Origin of the sequence: Roseiconus nitratireducens (assembly GCF_008629675.1) — a bacterium.
Classification (GTDB): Bacteria; Planctomycetota; Planctomycetia; order Pirellulales; family Pirellulaceae; genus Stieleria; species Stieleria nitratireducens.
In genome coordinates this window covers 75616-92901 of sequence record NZ_VWOX01000018.1, presented here as the reverse complement: position 1 = coordinate 92901, position 17286 = coordinate 75616, and the positions used below count along the sequence as shown (strand labels likewise).

Annotated in this window: 10 protein-coding genes; 8 read left to right on the top strand and 2 right to left on the bottom strand. The window is 63.1% G+C overall.

Going from position 1 to position 17286, the window contains the following annotated elements; genetic code table 11:
• Positions 1–187: 187 nt before the first annotated feature.
• The 4 genes from FYK55_RS23880 to FYK55_RS23865 are packed head-to-tail and all read left to right on the top strand — an operon-like array spanning position 188 to position 6935.
• The gene (locus FYK55_RS23880; RefSeq protein ID WP_150079171.1) at positions 188–1177 is read left to right on the top strand and encodes an AAA family ATPase; all 990 of its coding nucleotides are present in this window, start codon (positions 188–190) and stop codon (positions 1175–1177) included.
• Positions 1174–2091: a DUF58 domain-containing protein gene (locus tag FYK55_RS23875; protein ID WP_150079139.1), complete on the top strand. Its 918-nt coding sequence runs from the start codon at positions 1174–1176 to the stop codon at positions 2089–2091. The genes FYK55_RS23880 and FYK55_RS23875 overlap by 4 nt, the downstream gene beginning before the upstream one ends.
• Before the next feature lie 60 nt (positions 2092–2151).
• Positions 2152–4611: a BatA domain-containing protein gene (locus FYK55_RS23870; protein ID WP_150079138.1), complete on the top strand. Its 2460-nt coding sequence runs from the start codon at positions 2152–2154 to the stop codon at positions 4609–4611.
• Complete coding sequence (locus FYK55_RS23865) at positions 4608–6935, top strand: glutamine amidotransferase (protein WP_161604712.1); 2328 nt, start codon at positions 4608–4610, stop codon at positions 6933–6935. The genes FYK55_RS23870 and FYK55_RS23865 overlap by 4 nt, the downstream gene beginning before the upstream one ends.
• A 100-nt stretch (positions 6936–7035) precedes the next feature.
• Here FYK55_RS23865 and FYK55_RS23860 read toward each other — a convergent pair whose 3' ends face one another.
• Positions 7036–8430: a MerR family transcriptional regulator gene (locus FYK55_RS23860; protein ID WP_235908937.1), complete on the bottom strand. Its 1395-nt coding sequence runs from the start codon at positions 8428–8430 to the stop codon at positions 7036–7038.
• Positions 8431–8742: 312 nt separating this feature from the next.
• Between FYK55_RS23860 and FYK55_RS23855 the strand changes: the two genes are divergently transcribed.
• The 3 genes from FYK55_RS23855 to dnaX all read left to right on the top strand — a co-directional run bounded on the left by FYK55_RS23855 (position 8743) and on the right by dnaX (position 13984).
• Positions 8743–9471, top strand: coding sequence for an ATP-binding cassette domain-containing protein (locus FYK55_RS23855; protein ID WP_150079136.1), 729 nt, complete (start codon positions 8743–8745; stop codon positions 9469–9471).
• A 13-nt stretch (positions 9472–9484) separates the two neighbouring features.
• Positions 9485–11659, top strand: coding sequence for an ABC transporter permease subunit/CPBP intramembrane protease (locus FYK55_RS23850; RefSeq protein ID WP_261344966.1), 2175 nt, complete (start codon positions 9485–9487; stop codon positions 11657–11659).
• Between the two features lie 336 nt (positions 11660–11995).
• Positions 11996–13984: a DNA polymerase III subunit gamma/tau gene (gene dnaX, locus FYK55_RS23845; RefSeq protein ID WP_150079135.1), complete on the top strand. Its 1989-nt coding sequence runs from the start codon at positions 11996–11998 to the stop codon at positions 13982–13984.
• A gap of 46 nt (positions 13985–14030) precedes the next feature.
• Here the strand turns inward: dnaX and metF are convergent, their stop codons facing one another.
• Positions 14031–14921, bottom strand: a complete 891-nt coding sequence (gene metF, locus FYK55_RS23840) for a methylenetetrahydrofolate reductase [NAD(P)H] (RefSeq protein ID WP_150079134.1) — start codon at positions 14919–14921, stop codon at positions 14031–14033.
• 464 nt (positions 14922–15385) lie between these two features.
• Between metF and FYK55_RS23835 the strand changes: the two genes are divergently transcribed.
• On the top strand, positions 15386–17005 hold the full coding sequence (locus FYK55_RS23835; RefSeq protein WP_201743794.1) for a GntP family permease: 1620 nt from the start codon (positions 15386–15388) through the stop codon (positions 17003–17005).
• The last annotated feature ends 281 nt before the right edge of the window (positions 17006–17286 follow it).

Here is a 17286-nt window from a genome sequence, read left to right as displayed (position 1 = left end):
CGGCAATCATTCCATCGTCACCATACCACACTCCTTCAGCAACCGGCGACAATTGACTGTGAGCGAACCGACGCCTCCACCACCACCCGGCGACAAGCGATCCGAAGCGAAACCGCCCGCCCCCAGGACGTCCGCATCGCTGCCGGCGGGGTCGTCCGAGGCCCAGCCGGGCAAGAACTTGGGGGACGTGTTGCGCGAATTCTCCGGACACCAGGCAACGATCCGATCGGAGCTGGGTAAGGTCATCGTCGGACAAGGCGAAACCATCGAGCAACTGCTTGCGGCGATTTACACGCGCGGCCATTGCCTGCTGGAAGGCGTTCCCGGGTTGGCCAAGACGTTGATCGTCAGCACCCTGGCCAGCATCTTGGACGTTTCCTTCAAGCGGATTCAATTCACGCCCGACCTGATGCCGTCGGACATCACCGGCACGCAGGTGCTGGAGGAAGACGAATCGGGACGCCGCAGTTTCCGATTTGTCGAAGGCCCGATTTTCGCAAACGTCTTGCTGGCCGACGAAATCAACCGGACGCCGCCCAAAACTCAGGCCGCGTTGCTGGAAGCCATGCAGGAACGGCAGGTCACGGTGGGCCGCGAAACGTACGCCCTGCCCAAGCCGTTCTTCGCCATCGCCACCCAGAACCCGATCGAGCAGGAGGGCACGTACCCGCTGCCCGAAGCGCAGCTGGACCGGTTCATGTTCAACATCAAGTTGGATTACCCCTCGGTCGATGAGGAAGAACAGATTCTGACGACCACCACGCGCGGCGAGTCGGCAGCGGTCAACAAGGTGCTGTCCAGCCGCGCGATCCTGAACGTGCAACAGTTGGTCGGCAGCGTGGCGGTCAATCCGTTTGTCATCAAATACGTCACCCGCCTGGTCCGCGCGACGCGTCCGGGTGACGAAACCGCTCCGGATTACATTCGCCAGTTGGTGGACTTTGGTGCCGGACCGCGGGCGGGACAAAACCTGATCGCCGGTGCCAAGGCGATCGCCGCCATGCAGGGCCGATTCAGCGTCGATGCCAAAGACGTCCGGCGGATCGCCCTGCCGGTGCTGCGGCACCGGATCGGCACCAACTTTCAGGCCCAAGCCGAAAGCATGGATAGCGACGCGTTGATCAATCGCCTGCTCGAGGACATCAAACCGCCGCAGCCGGAAAAGTTGGCCAAATGACCGCCTCGCTCTCGCCCGAATCGCTGCAACAGATCCAGCGTCTGGACCTGCGTGCCCGCATGGTCGTGCGAGGCTTCCTGCAGGGCTTGCACCACAGCCCCTATCACGGCTTTTCCGTTCAGTTCAGCGAGCACCGACGATACAACCGCGGTGACGACCCGAAACTGATCGATTGGCTGGTGTATGCGAAGACCGACAAGTACTACACCAAACGGTTCGAAGCGGAAACGAATCTGATCGGTTACCTGGTGATCGACCTGTCCTCGTCGATGGGGTTCACCGAAAGCCAGTCGATGACCAAGTTCGAATATGCAACTTGCCTGGCCGCCGCGTTGACGTACCTGATGATCATGCAGCAGGATCCAGTCGGCCTGATCACGTTTGATCAATCCGTTCACGCCGCGTTGCCGGCGCGATCGCGACGCGGGCATGTCGGCGACGTGCTGGCCAAACTGACCAACCTGAAGCCGTCCGGATCGACCGACCTGCCGGCATCGTTGACACAGGTCGCCGCGATGCTCAAGCAGCATTCGCTGGTCATCCTGTTCAGCGACCTTTGGCCCAGCGATGACCCGGAAAAGACCTGGCAGCAACAAGTCGACGAAACGATCTCGGCCCTGGCGCGACTGCGGCATGCCGGCCACGACGTGATCGTCTTTCACGTGCTTGACGCCGCCGAGGTGGAATTCCCTTACGACGGGCCGGTGCAGTTCACCGATGCCGAAAGTGGCGAATCCGTTTCGGTCGACGCCACCGGCTTTCGCGAGGACTACCTGAGAACACTGGCCGAATTTCGAAACGCCTATCGCGACGGGTGCAACCAACTGCAAATCGATTTCGTACCGCTTGACACCAGCATGCCATTCGACGCGGCGTTGACTCAGTACCTGTTGCAACGACAGAGCATGTTTTGAACGCCACGGCAACCGTCTCTCGTTGAAGCGACGACGCCGGACGACTCGACCAGGTGATCCGTGACTTTTCTGAACGCCTCGCTACTTTTTGCCCTGGCCGCGATCGGGATTCCCATCGCGTTGCATTTGATTGCGCGCAAGGAGCCGCGGCAAGTTCTGTTTCCCTCGGTCCGATTGCTGACCCAGCGGTTGGAAACCAACCGCAGCAAGATGCGCGTTCGGCGGTGGTGGTTGTTGGCCCTCCGAATTCTGGCACTGGCGGCCGTCGCCGTGGCCCTGGCCCAGCCCGCCATTGCGGGATCGCTTTCGTTGACCTGGACCACCATCGGGATCCTCGCCGCGGCCGGCGTCGCGCTGTTGGGCCTCGCCTCCGTGGCCGCCAGCCACGCGGCGCAAAAGTCCCTGGTGTGGTCCCTGCTGGCGATGGCCGGCTTGGTGTTGGCCGTCGCACTGACCTGGTCCGGTTACACGTTAGCCAGTGGGACCAAACCGGTCATCGATGAAAGGGGGCCGGTGGCGTTGACGATCGTGATCGACAACGGCCCGTTGTCGGCCTGGCAAACGTCGGAAACAAACCACCTGCAACAACTGCGTAGCGCCGCGACGGAATTGATCGCTTCGGCCGGGGCCGAAAGCCGCATCGCGGTGATCGACCGCTCGACGACTCCGGCGGCGTTTGCGCTTGATCGCAGCGGTGCCATTTCGAAAGTGAACGACTTGCGTCCCCTGGAAATGGCGCAACCGCTGGACGCCCGGATCGAAGCCGCCGCCAGGCTGTTGGAAACCAGCCAAATCGATTCGCGTCAATTGGTGTTGTTAAGTGGGTTGGCCGAGTCGGCGTTTTCGGATTCCTTTGCGGACCAATCGCTGGCGGACTTGATCCAGGACGCCGGCATCGGGGTGACGATTTGGCAAGCGGATGCCTATCGGGGTGCCAACCGTTCGCTCAGCCTGCCGACGCTTTCCGATGATTCGCCCGCGCCGGAAGCCCCGATCAAGGTCGCCGCCACCGTTTCCCTACGGGAAACGACGTCGGAGGATAACGAGAGTGGCGATCAACCCTCGGCGGCGCCCCCGCAATCACGTTCGACGACGGCCGAGTGTGTACTGTACCCGCGTGATGCCTCCCTGCCGGTCGTTCGCAACGGCGACGTGGTGCGTCCCGAGCCTCAGCCGGTGGATCGAGTGAGTGTTCCCTTGGCCCCGGGCCGCGATGTCGAACTGCAGATGACGCTGCCGCCGTTGGAAGTCGGATTGCACCACGGCGCCATCCGCCTGGTGGGCGAGGACCCTTTGGCGATCGACGACGCTTGTTATTTCAGCGTCGAAGTGCTCCCGCCCAATGAAGTGTTGTTGGTCGGCGATCAGTCGGAAGAGGCGGACGAGATTGCGCGGACCATTTCAGCGCCCGCCGAAGTGAACGACCCCACGGCACAGTTTCGGCTGCAACGCATCAGCTATGCCGATCTGGGCGTGTCACGTTTGCAGGATTACGACGGCGTCATTCTGCTGGATCCGCCGTCGGCGGCGCTGGGCGATCCTGCCCTGAAACGGTACCTGCAAAGCGGCGGCTCGGTGCTGGTCACCGTCGGACGTCAGCTCGGAACGACCCGCGTTGATGAACCGGGGTTTCCGATCTTCCAAAGGCCTTGGCGGGTGAATCGACCCGGAACCTTTTTGGAGATCTCCTCCCCGTCCCATCCGGCACTGCAGAACCTGGCTGCGATCCCCGAGGGCGTTCCGTTCCCGGATTTTCGTATCGACCAGTATTGGCAGACGCAACCCCGCGACGGCGATCGCGTCCTGATGCGTTACGCGGGAACCGGTCACCCGGCCTTGATCGAAAGTGCGGCCGAGGGCGGAGAGGGTGGACGCCTGCTGGTGTTGACGACGCCGATCCCGGAACTGGCCGATCCCGCCCAAGCCTGGAACGAATTGTTCAGCGCCGAAGAGTTCTGGCCGGCGTTCTTGCTGGTCCGTGACTTGACCGATTACCTGACGCGTCGCGGGACGGAGACCTGGACCTTTCGCGTTGGAACCCCCGTGTCGATCGTGATCGAACAATCAACGCCCGAGCAGGATCCCCGACGCCTGCAATGGTTTCCACCGGACGTCTCCACCCCGATCCCGGTGGACGTCCCGGCAACCGATTCTGAAGACACATCCTCCGAGCGGCGAATCGTGATCGGCCGGCCCGAACGCAGCGGCGTGCACTGGATCCGTGGTGATCGCGTGGGACTGGGATTCACCGTCAATGTGCCGCGTGACGGCTTGGATCCGGCAGCGATCGACCCGAGTCAGCTGGACGAATGGTTTGGATCGGAACGCGTTCGTCGAATCGAAACGTTGACCGACATGGACTGGACGTCCGGCAGCGAACGACAAAGCGTGTCTCTGTGGTCACCGGTGATGCTATTGGCGTTGATCGTGTTTTTGTTGGAACAGATCCTGGGCAACCGGTTCTATCGGCGGCGGGCGGGACCGCAACGGGCGACAGCCGCGGCGGGGTCGGCGGCATGACGCAGTTCGATTGGGATCCGATTTACGGTTCGGCGTGGGTCGCCGTGTTGGCAGCGATTGCGATCGTGTTGGTCATCGCGCGTGTCACACCACCGACCGACGATCCGGTGCGACGACGCTGGCTGGTGGGCTTGCGATCCTTCGCGGCGTTGGTGCTGTTGTTGGCCGCGATGCGTCCGGCTTTGGTTCGCACCGACAATCGCCCCACCCCCGCCACCTTGGTCGTGGCCATCGACGCGTCGAAAAGCATGACCTTGCCTGACGGAGACGGCGGCGACCGCTGGAGCAGCCAACAACGGGCCACCGAACAGTTGCTGGCCGGGTTGGCCCCGCTGGCTGAATCATTGGACGTGGCACTGATCGCCTACGACGGTCGATCGACCACCGTCGCCCAAGCATCCGATGGAGAAGGGATTGCCGGATTGGCGGCGAAACTGGAAAACGTCCAACCGGTCGGCGATGCGACGGATCTTGGCCAAGCGATTCGCGCCGCAATCGACGCTTCCTCCGGAAACCCGTTGGCCGGGGTGGTGCTGATGGGAGACGGAACGCAGACAGCCAGCGCGGGCGCTGGCGGCGGCGCGACCACCAGTAGCGCGGCGGCGCAGCGAGGTGCCGAAGTGCTGGATTCGCTGGGCGTCCCCATGTGGACGGTCCCCACCGGTCCGCCGGACGGCGGCGACACGGCGCGCGACATCGCGGTCGCCAACCTTCCGGACAGTTTTCAGTTGTTTGCCGGCAATCAATTCGATGTCGCCTTCACCTTGCAGACTCAAGGGATGGCGAACACGCAAATTCCCGTGACGGTGTCGTGGATCTCCGACGACGGAACCGAAACGGAACAGCGGTCCCGTCAGGTCGACACACGCAATTCCAGCGAAACCCTCGCGATGACGATCCCGATGACGGCTCCACCGCCGGGGCTGTATCGATTGAAAGTACAGGCCGAGGAGCAGCCGGGCGAATGGGTGACCGGCAACAATGCTCAAACCGCGTTTGTCGAAGTCCGCGACGGCGGCGGTCGGATCCTGTTGATCGAAGGTACCGCCCGCCCCGAACAGACCTTTCTCCGCCGAGCGCTACGGCGGTTCCCCGATCTGGAACTTGATTACGTCCCGATCCGCGGTGATCGCCAATGGCCGGTCGACCTGCAGGGCGCCTTGCAGCCCGGCCGTTACGACATCTACCTGATCGGTGATGTCGACGCCAATGCGATCGGCGATGCGCAATTGAAGCTGCTGGCCGAACGTGTGGCGGAAGGTTCCGGGTTGGTGATGATCGGCGGATTCGGCACGTTTTCCGTTGGAGGCTACGCCGACGGACCACTCAGCGACGTGCTGCCGATCAAACTGGATGCGGCACTGCGCCGGCAACCGGTTCGCGGCGTGATGTCTCCGGCGGAATTGTCCGCGCGCGCCGAGGGCGCGGGACAGATCAGCGGACCGATCGAAATCGAAGTCGCGCGGAATCATCCCATCGTCGATCTGGGAAGCGGCGATCCGGCCGCCGTTTGGAATTCGTTGCCCGCCATGCCCGGGGCAAACCGGTTCGCCGGGACGAAGGTGGCCGCCGGGACACAGGTGTTGCTGAAAACCGCCAACGATGAACCCCTGCTGGTGATCGGCAGCTACGGGCAGGGTCGAGTCGCAGCGGTCGCGTTTGACGAAACGTATCGTTGGTGGCGGGCGGGGAAAGCCGAAGCCCATCGCCGTTTTTGGCGTCAACTGATGCTGTGGTTGATGTCGCGTGAAGATCAGGGTGGCGACAGCGTCATCATTGAAATGGATTCACGACGATTTGCCGCCGACGCCGCGCCGGAATTCCGAGCGCGATTGCAATCACTTGCCGATGACACCGACGACATCACACTCTCGGCAAGTCTGCTGGACTCCGCCGATCAGCAAACGCCATTGGAAGTCACGGCATCCTCCGATGGGCAGCCACGCATCTCCGGGACGATTCCGGAGTTGGCACCGGGCTTCTATCGATTGGTGGTTCGTGCCGACCAGGACGGTGTCGAACCCGGCGAATTGGCGTTTCAGGTCACCGAGACCAGCCGCGAACTGTCTCGACCGATGGCGGACCCGTTGTACCTGCAACAACTGGCGGAGATGACGTCCGCCCACGGCGGAAAGGCGTTCGATCCGCGTCAAATCGACCAGTTGATCGATCGGATTTCCGAAAAGCGTCGCAGCGCTGAGGCGCCGGTGATCGAGCGCCAACGCTTGGGCGATGGCCCGATCAGCGGCTGGCTGGTGTTTCTTCTATTTGCCGGTGCACTTTCGGCCGAATGGCTGCTTCGACGCCGGTGGGGCATGGCCTGACGGTGCGTTGAGCCTCGCATCCGATGGTCACCGGAGCAATGGAAATCGTTTGTGATGGTGCGGCTGGGTGGCGACTCGAAAGTCCCGGTGCACCGTTGGCTTACAGCCCCAAGCGTTCGCGGGCTTCATCGGCCCATGGGCTTTCCGGTGCCAATTGCAAGAATCGCTGCCAGTGTTCGGTCGCTTGCTGCGCTTGATCGACCTTGTCCAGGATCTTGGCCAAGGTGTAGTGCACGTCGGCGTACCCGTCGTACATCGCCAGCGTGCCGCGCAGCGCCGCGATCGCCAATTCGTATTCGCCAAGCTCCGCAAGCACACCGCCCAAACCGGCACGGGCCTCAATGAATTCCGGGTCCAACTCGATCGCCACGTAATAACGTTCGCGAGCGGCCACCAGGAAATTCATGCGGTACAAGAGTTCCGCGATCTGAAAACAGATTTCGGCGCGAGGACCATCGCGAGCCAACAGTGTGTGATAGATCTCGACGGCGGTTTCCAGGTCGTCTTCGTCTTCGGCGTGGTAGGCGGCCAACAGCAGGTCGTCTTCGTCGTTGGTGCCGACCGCCCGCAGCATCGGCGGCTCGTCTGGCGGATGAAACGCCAGCACGTGACTGGATTCCGTGGACGTGGCGGCCTCGCTCGCATCGCTCGACGAATCCAGCGAATCAAAGTCAAATCGCATTTGCCCGCCGGGTTCGATCAGCCCGTCGCCCTGGCGGAGCAGGATCTGCTTGCCTTCGACCAGAATCGACAACTGGTCCAGCGGACGTCGGATGTTGGGCAACACTTCAATCAGGTCGACCAACCGCCGTTCGATCGCTGCGGGGCTGGCGCCGGCCGCGATCCAACCGGCCAAACGTTTGGCCGTCGCCACCTCGGCGAAGTCAAAGTAGGGCAGCTTGTGCAGCGTGACCACCGGCGTGATCAATCCGCGCCGCTGCCAGCGGCGGATGACTCTCACCGACACACCGACCAGTTCGGCCAACATCGCGGGGGTGTGGAAGCGGCGCACCGACTGTTCGATGTCGACCAGCCCCAGCCGCTGCCACAATTCTGTCTCGTGGATGATCTCCAGGTCACCGCGGGCCGCCGCCTGGATCAGTTCGGGACACAGCAAGTCCGTTTGCGACAGCGGCGGCTGATCCGCACCGATCACGACCAGATCGACCGGAGGCTGCCAGCCCGGTTCCTGGGCACTTGGGACCGAGCGTGGCAGGTCAACCACGATGGCCTGGTAGGATTGCAACACGTTGGCCGCTTCGCGGCGATTCATACTGCCGAATCGGCCGGCCAGCGCGATCCGCTTTCCGTCGATGGTGGGCTGGTCGCCCGTTGGCTCGAACGGCAAGGCCGAGTCCTCGGAATCGTCCAGGTGGTCCTCGGCCTCCAACCAATCGTCCTCCTCGGACTGGAAGGGAATCACCACGTGCGGATCGCCGCCGTGCGGCGGATGCCGGGGCGAATCGTCGTCGGTCGTTGGCGGAGGCTTGGACAACGGTCAGAAAGCGTTGGGGGGGGGAAAGCAAGTTTGGGCACGTGCGACGAGGGGCCAACAGCGATTCAACGCCGGCGAGACGCGATTATCGCAGAATCGCCCCGTCAAGGCAGGTGACGTGGTTTTGTGGTCGGCACAAGACTGCGGCAATCACCCCCAACCCGCGAGGGAGCTATCGCACTCCCTTGCAACTGTTTAACAATAGGAGTCCGCGTCGAAAACCACTCCCGTCCCGGGGCCGGTCAGGGCGTGGCCAATCGATTCTGACCGTGACCCTTGGATCGTTCGCTATTTGCCCGGTGGTGCCGACGCATGCTGCTTGTCCATTCGCTGACGAAGCGATTTCCGATCGACGATGGCGTGCTGACGGCCGTCAACGACGTCACCTTCGAAATCGGTTCGGGCGAAGTGTTCGGACTGCTCGGTCCCAACGGAGCCGGCAAGACGACGACCATGCGGATCATCCTGGGGCTGCTGCAGCCGGATTCGGGCTACACCGAAGTGGATGGGCTGCGGACGTCGGCCGACCCGATGGCGGTCAAAAGCCGCTTGGGGTTTGTCTCGGCCAGCGATGGCGTCTATCCGTGGCTGACGGTCCGAGAAATGTTGCTGTACTTCGCGGACCTGTACTCGGTGAACGTCACCGAAGCGGCCAGCCGCTGCGAAAGTCTGTGCGACATGATGGACATCGGTGACCTGCTGGATCGCCGCGCAGGCGATTTGAGCACCGGGCAGCGGCAACGGGTGACGCTGGTCCGAGGTCTGATCCACGACCCGCCGGTGATGTTGTTGGACGAACCGACGCGGGGCCTGGATGTGGTCGGCGTGCAAACCATTTTCGACTACATCGACATTCTGCGACGGGGCGGCAAAGCGGTGGTCGTCTGCACCCACCGGTTGGACGAGGCCGAACGGCTTTGCGACCGCTTCGGCCTGCTGCATCGCGGACGGCTGAAACACTGCGGGACGCTGTCCGACCTGAAAGAACAAACCGGCCGCGATTCGCTGGTGGACATTTTCGTTGACCTGATCAGGAACTGAGGGAAACCGCGACTTGTCCAACGATACGAACGATCCGCTGTCCAGCCGACGCGCCCCGAAACAACATCGACGCAGCACCCAAGCGAAAAGTCGGCTGGGGCGGTTGTGCCAGAAAGAACTTCGCGAAACGCTGCGCGATCGGCGCACGATCACGACGCTGCTGTTGATGCCGCTGCTGGTGTACCCGCTGCTGAGCATGTCGCTGAATCGGTTCCTGGTCACCGCCACCGCAGGGACCAGCGAGGAGACTCCCTACACGATCGGCGTCGCCAGCGATGCCCAAGGGGAAGTGCTGCTGCGTTGGCTGGACGATCCGATGAGCCAGCCGCCGCCGGCGGTCTTGAAAGCCAGCGGCGGACAGCTTGCCAAGTTTCGCGTCGTCAACACGATGTCCGACAACCTGTCGCCGGTCGAAGCGCTCAAGCAGAACCAGATCGATTTGGCCTGCGAAATCCAAAGTGTGGCTCCGCCGAAGGTGCACCTGACCGCCTACAACGGCGACGCCTCCAGCGGAGCCGCGATGCGAATTCTGACCGAACGGCTGCAATGGTTGCGGATGGCTCGCGCGGAGTTCGTTGCCAAAGCGGTGAGCCCGGACTACGTGCCCCCGGCCGAGGTCACGGTCGAGAAAGTCGGGAAAGTCCAGGAACGATCGATGTTAGGGACCATCGTCCCGCTGGTCCTGGTGCTGATGACCATCACCGGCGCGGTCTATCCCGCAATCGACCTGACCGCGGGGGAACGGGAACGTGGAACGATGGAATCGTTGATGGCGTCGCCGGTGCGTCGGTCGTCCATCCTGTTTTCCAAGTATGTCGCGGTGGTCGTGGTGGCCTTGTTGACGGCCGTGGCGAACCTGTTTGCGATGTTCACCACGCTGTGGGCCGGCGGTTTGCTGCCGCTGTTGACCGGCGGAAGCGAAGCCTTCCCGTGGCTGGCGGTTTTGCAGATTCTGGGCCTGCTGGTGCTCTTCAGCGGTTTCTTCGCGGCGCTGCTGCTTTCACTGACCAGCTTCGCGAGATCCTTCAAAGAAGCCCAGGCCTACCTGATTCCGATCATGCTGCTGTCGCTGACGCCCGGGATGCTGTCGCTGATGCCGGGGGTGTCGTTGAACGGCCCGCTGGCGATCGCGCCCCTGGTCAACATCGTGCTGTTGGCGCGTGAGGTCCTGCAGGGGACCGCGGAAGCCGGACCTGCCGTTGTCACGATTCTCAGCACGGTGGGCTACGCGGCCGCCGCGATCGCCATCGCCTCGCGACTGTTCGGCAGCGACGCGGTCACACGAACCAGCCAGCAATCCTTTGGCACCATCCTGCGACGTCCCGAGCAGGAATCGGCCGCGCCGTCCCCGCAAACGGCGGCCGTCACGTTGGCGTTGCTGGTTCCGATTTACTACCTGGTCAGCAACGTCCTGATCCGGATCGTCCCGGACCTGACAATCGAGTGGGTGCTGGTGCTCAACGCGTTCGCGCTGGCCCTAACTTTCGGGCTGATCCCCTACCTGGCCGCGCGGCTCAGCCGATGTCGGCCGGCGACGACGTACCGCTGGCGAATGCCGCCGCCGCTGGCGTTTGCGGGCGCCCTGCTGATCGGCTTGGGGGCCTGGGGATTGGCGCACGAAGCGTTCGTGATCGCGCAGTCCCTGGGCATCGGGGGGTTGGACGCGGACCGAATTGAAAAGACGAAGCAAACGGTTGGCGCGATCAAGGAGGCGCCGGCTTGGCTGCTGGTGGTCTGCCTGGCGCTGGCCCCGGCCGTCGTCGAAGAACTTTGCTTCCGCGGTTTTTTGTTTTCTTCGCTGGGCAAGGTGCTCTCACCCGGTCGATTGATCCTGGCCACCGCGATCATCTTTGGCCTGTTTCATGTCGTCACGGGCAACATGTTGCTGATCGAACGATTCGTCCCCACCACGCTGCTGGGGCTGATGTTGGGCTGGTTGGCCTATCGCAGCGGCAGCGTGTTGCCGGGCATGCTGATGCATTTGACGCACAACGGCTTGTTGATCCTGGCGACGAAGTACGAAGACAAGGTCCGTTTTCTGGGGGCCGGTTTTGACGACCAGTTGCACCTGCCGCCCAGCTGGATGGCGGTGCTGACTTTGTTGACGGTCGCCGGCTTCGCCCTACTGTGGATCGGCACGCCGAAGCCCGAATCGACGGTGTCCGCGGCGGGGGCCTGGGAAACCTGACCGGCCACCGAGGGAAGTGTGCAAACCCAACCTGGTTCCAAGGCTCCCGCCTTGGAACCCACTGTCTCGCCGGTCCGCCGGCAGAATCGTCTCTAAAGACCCCAAGCCAAGGGCTGGCGGAGCCAGCTTCCAGTGCGTTCCCGGGCGGGAGCCCGGGAACGAGGAGGGAGATCCGGTGTCATGGCTTCCGCCTGGGCTCCGTCGCTCGTTACTCAATGGCAATATTACACGGCGTGGAGGCCCCCGCGGCAGGGTGCGGGACCGATCTTGATGCATCGTGTAGGATGTGCCGGATCCTCCCCTTTCCACGTCACGCGTGAGTGATAAATCCTTCGAATGTCCGACACCGTCTCCACCGAAAAGGGCTCCGATTCCGCGTCGAACCAAGACCCGTCTTACGTCGTCGTTGCCCGCCGCTACCGGCCGCGAACCTTCGAAGAATTGGTGGGGCAGGAACACGTCGGTCGGGCCCTCAAGAATGCGATCGAAACGGGACGAGTCGGGCACGCGTACCTGTTCACCGGCGCCCGCGGGGTCGGAAAGACCAGCACCGCGCGGATTTTTGCCAAGGCTCTCAACAATCCCGGTGGACCCGCCGCGGTCCCGGACAATGACAGCGACATCGCCCAGGCCATCGACTCCGGGGAAGACATCGATGTCATCGAGATCGACGGGGCCAGCAATCGCGGGATCGACGAGATCCGATCGTTGCGGGCCAACGTCGGGGTGCGGCCCAGCCGCTCCCGTTACAAGATCTACATCATCGATGAAGTCCACATGCTGACGCAGGCCGCGTTCAACGCACTGCTGAAGACCCTGGAAGAACCTCCGGAGCACGTGAAGTTCATCTTCTGCACGACCGATCCGGAAAAAATGCCGATCACCGTGCTCAGCCGCTGCCAGCGGTTTGATTTTGCGCCGGTGGAAGTCCCCAAGATCGTCAAGCGGTTACGTGAGATCGTCACCGCGGAAAACGCGGAGGCCGACGAGGACGCATTGGAACTGGTTGCCAGGCGTGCCGCCGGTTCGATGCGTGACAGCCAATCGCTGCTCGAACAGGTGCTCAGTTTTACCGACGGCAAACTGACCGCCGATTCCGTCCATGCGATGTTGGGAACGGCCGACGACGATCGCCTGCATGCGCTCGCCCAGGCGATGTCTGACCGAGACTCCGCCAGCGCCCTGGGCCAGTTGGACCAGGCCATCGACGCGGGAGTCGACGCCGGCCGATTGGCCGAACAATTGCTGGGCTACTTTCGTGACCTGATGGCGGTCACCGTCGGCTGCGACGCATCCTTGCAACGCCACACGGCCGCGTCGATGCACGAGGAACTGAAAAAGCTGGGCGACACCTGGGGATTGCAGACCGTGTTGGCGGTCGTCGCAATGATCGACCAGACGCTGGTTCGCGTTCGTCACAGCGTCTACGGTCGCGTGCTGTTGGAAGCCACCGTGATCCAAATTTGCAACCTGCCCGACCTGCAAGCGATTTCGGACTTGGCCGCAGCCGCCAGCAACGGTTTGCCGCTGGCAGGCCAGGCCGGGGGCGAAAAAAAAAAGCTGACTCGGCCCACGCCAAACCCAGCCGCTGAGTACACCGCCCCTGAGTCGTCCTGGTCGGATTCCTCATCGGTTGGTTCGTCCTCGGCGGTGTCGCCGCCCCGGACTTCCGCCCCACCCGTCGCCGCCCCGCAATCCGATCGACCGCCGGTGAGTCAACCGGCCGATCGTTCACCGGATAGCGACGCCCCGGACCCAAACGAAGTCACGGGCGATGGGGCGTCCAACGTCGCGGCCGGAGCCGAATCGACGGAGGCCGAATCCCCGGTCCGCGCCAATCTCGACACCCCGACGGAAGCCGACACCGCGGCGGTCCGAACGGATTCGGGTGGAGCCGCCGTCGCAGCCCCGAAGATGAAACTGACGGCATCAAACGTTCGTGATGTGTTCTCAACGGCCCTGCAGAACGTTCAGCAAATGACCGCGGCGATCGCCGCGACGGCCGACGTTCAATTGAGCGGCGACGCGGAGATTCGCCTGGTGTTCCCGGCCGAATCGTCCATGTCGATGCGGCGGATGGAACTCGCGGAACACCGCGGCCCGGTCTGTGAAGCACTGGCCGAAGTGGTTGGGCATCCCGTGCAGCTGCAACTGGCCGCCGGGACCGCCTCAGGCGTTCGACCTGCGGCACCACCGGCGGCGGCCCCCAAGCTCTCCGCCAAAGAGCGGATGGAGCGGATGCGAGAGATTGAAGCGCACCCCTGGGTCCAGGCTTGCATCGACACGTTCCAGGCGGAGATCGTCAAGATTGATCCGAAGCGTTAGGGCTTCGGAGCTGGCATCGCCTTTGACGCACCACGACGACGTCAGCTCAGGCGTCAGCACCGAGCGATAAGCCATCCAGCATTTGTGCCGCGGCGCTACTCTTGTTCAGCACGTAGTAGTGGATGCCGGGAACATCGTTCTCGATCAGATCGATCGTCTGGCGGCGTGCGTGGTCGACACCGACGTTGAACTGGAAATCGGCATCGTCGCTCTCGTTCATCGCGGCAGCCATTTCGTCGGGGATGCGTGCCTTGCACATGGCGGCGATTCGGCAAGCCTGTTTGTAGTTCGTCACGGGCAGGATTCCGGGCACGATGGGAACGTTGATCCCGGCCTTCACGCAGTCGTCGCGGAACCGGTAGAAGTCGCTGTTCTCGTAGAACAACTGCGTGACCACCACGTCCGCTCCCGCATCGACCTTGCGTTTCAGGTTGTCCAGATCGGTCTGCGGGTCGGGGGCTTCCTGGTGGACTTCCGGGTAGCCGGCGACCGCGATCCCGAAATGCTGTCCGAAGTCGGCCCGGATCAACTCCACCAATTCGTTGGCGTACCGCAGCCCGCCTTCGACGGCCTGGAAAGTTTCGCTGCCTTTGGGCGGATCGCCTCGCAGAGCGACGATGTGGTCGGCGCCGCGACGCTTGGCTTCCTTCAAGTAATCTCGCAATTGATCGACGGTTGAACCGACGCAAGTCAGGTGCGACGCGACCGGCAGCCCGGTGATCGCTTTGACTTTCTCCACCACGTCCAGCGTCCGCGACTGAGTCGAGCCGCCCGCTCCGTAAGTGCAGGTAAAGAAGTTGGGATGAAACGCCTGCAGTCGCTCCACGTTCTTTTCCAGCAGCGCCATGCCTTCGTCGGTTTTGGGCGGGAACAGCTCGAAGGACATCGCGCAGCGTCCGCCTTTGAAATAATCAGCCAGTTTGGTCGGTAAAGTCATCAGAGACCGAGGAGAGGGTGTGGGAATTGTCCGCGGCGAGTTGATCGCCGGAGGCACACCATTGTAGCGACCGAGCGAAAATCGCAATCGCAGGGCCTCCAGACTGGCAATCTCCCTGGACTCCGCCCACCACGAAGCCATCCGAGGCTGGACCGGTGTCCCGGCCGGTCGGATGAGGTCTCGCGGGGGGGCTCGTGCGGCCGGACATCCGGATTGGACGCGCAAAGCGGAGCCGGCTGGCCGCGACGTGGAATCCAGCCGGACGCCGCAGCGGTTCCCTAAGGGCTGAATCTTGACCCGCGCCGGCCGCCCGCCTAGACTCGCCGCTCGCCCCGCCGGCCAGGGTGCTCGGGCGGGCTTCCAGGGCGGAGTTCCCCCGTCCCAGGCGCTGCCCGCTTCTCACTCCGCCCGCAATCTACCGTTCCTGCCCGATCCCTCCTGCTTCTATCACGGCGGTGCCTCACTTGACCCAGCTCGAATCGCTTTCAGCTTCCGCGCTGTCATTGCCCGGGTTCAGCCCGCTGTCTCTGCTCAACTCGCTGCCCCTGTTCAACTCGCTGTCCCTGGCCGGCTCGCTGTCCCTGGCCGGCTCGGGGGCGGACGGATCCGCTTGGCTGTTCCCGACGCTGCTGGCGCAGCAAACCACGGAAGCGGCCGCACCGCCCGCGGGGCCCCTGATCGCACTGTTGGTTTTTGGGATCGCCCTGCTGCTGGTGTTGATTCTGAAGCTGAAGCTGCAGGCGTTTCTGTCACTGCTGATCGTTTCGGTGCTGGTGGCGGCATCCAGCCGCCTGGTCAACCCGGAGGCCGTGCCGTTGACGCAGGTCGCCGACACGATCGTGGCCAGCATGGGCGGGGCGTTGGGATTCATCGCCACGATCATCGGCATTGGCGCCATCTTCGGAGCCATTCTCGAACACAGCGGCGGCACGCAGGCGTTGGCGAATCACCTGGTGCGGATCTTCGGCGTCGAAAAGGCTCCGTGGGCGATGTTGCTGACGGGCTTCATCATTTCCATCCCGGTCTTCCTGGACGTGGCGCTGGTCATCCTGGCCCCGCTGCTGTACGCGCTGGCTCGAGACACCAAACGCCCGTTCCTGCATTTTGGCTTGCCGCTGGTTGCCGGGATGGCGGTCACGCACGCGTTCGTCCCGCCGACGCCGGGCCCGGTGGCCGTCGCCTACCTGCTGGGTGTCAATCTGGGCTGGGTGATTCTGTTCGGCGTGATGGTGGGTTTGCCGACGGCCATCATTTGCGGCCCCTGGTTGTGCGTTCGCGTGGCCAAGGGCGTTACGCTGCCGGCGATTGAACCGATTGAGACGGTCGAAGGAGAACTGGAAGCGGAAACGAACCTGCCCTCATTCACTTCCGTTTTGCTGCTGATCGGGCTGCCGATCGCCTTGATCCTGGCAAACACGGTGGTTGAGCAATGGGTCGCCTCGGGGCTGCCCGAAGGCCTGACCCGCAACGAACGCTCCGAGCAACTGGCGGCCGCGCTGGCGGAGGGATCCTGGCTGGTGCAGGCGATCACTTTCATCGGACATCCGGTGATCGCCTTGTTGGGATCGACCATTGCCACGCTGTATTTTTTGGGCACGCGGCGGGGCGTCGACCGCGACACGCTGCTGGATATTTCCACCAAGGCCCTGGGGCCGGCCGGCGTGATCATCCTGATCACCGGCGCCGGCGGAGTCTTCAAGGGCGTGTTGAGCGCCACCGGCATCACCGACGCGATGGAAGTCCTGTTCGCCGATTCGGGCATTTCCGTGCTGGTCTTGGCTTGGGTTTTCGCGACGCTGATCCGCGTGGCCCAAGGCTCAGCGACGGTCGCGATGCTGACCGCGGCGGGGCTGATGGGAAACTTCGTGAACGACCTGAACCAGCCTCAATTGGCCCTGGTGACCATCGCGATCGCAGCCGGGGCGACCGGCTTCTCACACGTCAACGATTCTGGCTTCTGGATGATCTCACGATACTTTCGCATGAGCGAAGGCCAGACGCTGCGTACCTGGGGCATCATCTCGGTGATGATCTCCGTGACCGGTTTTGCCTTCACCATGTTGCTGTGGCAATTCGTCGGCTAGTGGGACATCTGCCCTGCATTTGTCTAGCGGGCAATGTCAGGCGTTCTCTAGTTCACCCTCCCGCGCGCGGGAGGGTCGCGGAGGAGCTTGCGACGACGCGGGGAGGGTGATTGCTGGGCCATGCGTTGTTGACATTCGCTTCCCGTTCTGCCCTCCCCGGAGTCTCGTGCCTCGCCTCCGACCCTCCCGCAAGCGGGAGGGTGAAGTGGCGAAAGACGTCGTCGCTGGGCACAAATTCTAGCTGGATGAGCCACTCGTGGGACGGACGCCACTTTTAATCA

Excerpts from the sequence above, each read along its gene's own strand:
- FYK55_RS23875 (WP_150079139.1), top strand. The coding sequence starts at position 1,174 with ATGACCGCCTCGCTCTCGCCCGAATCGCTGCAACAGATCCAGCGTCTG.
- FYK55_RS23865 (WP_161604712.1), top strand. The coding sequence starts at position 4,608 with ATGACGCAGTTCGATTGGGATCCGATTTACGGTTCGGCGTGGGTCGCC.
- FYK55_RS23855 (WP_150079136.1), top strand. The coding sequence starts at position 8,743 with ATGCTGCTTGTCCATTCGCTGACGAAGCGATTTCCGATCGACGATGGC.
- dnaX (WP_150079135.1), top strand. The coding sequence starts at position 11,996 with ATGTCCGACACCGTCTCCACCGAAAAGGGCTCCGATTCCGCGTCGAAC.
- metF (WP_150079134.1), bottom strand. The coding sequence starts at position 14,921 with ATGACTTTACCGACCAAACTGGCTGATTATTTCAAAGGCGGACGCTGC.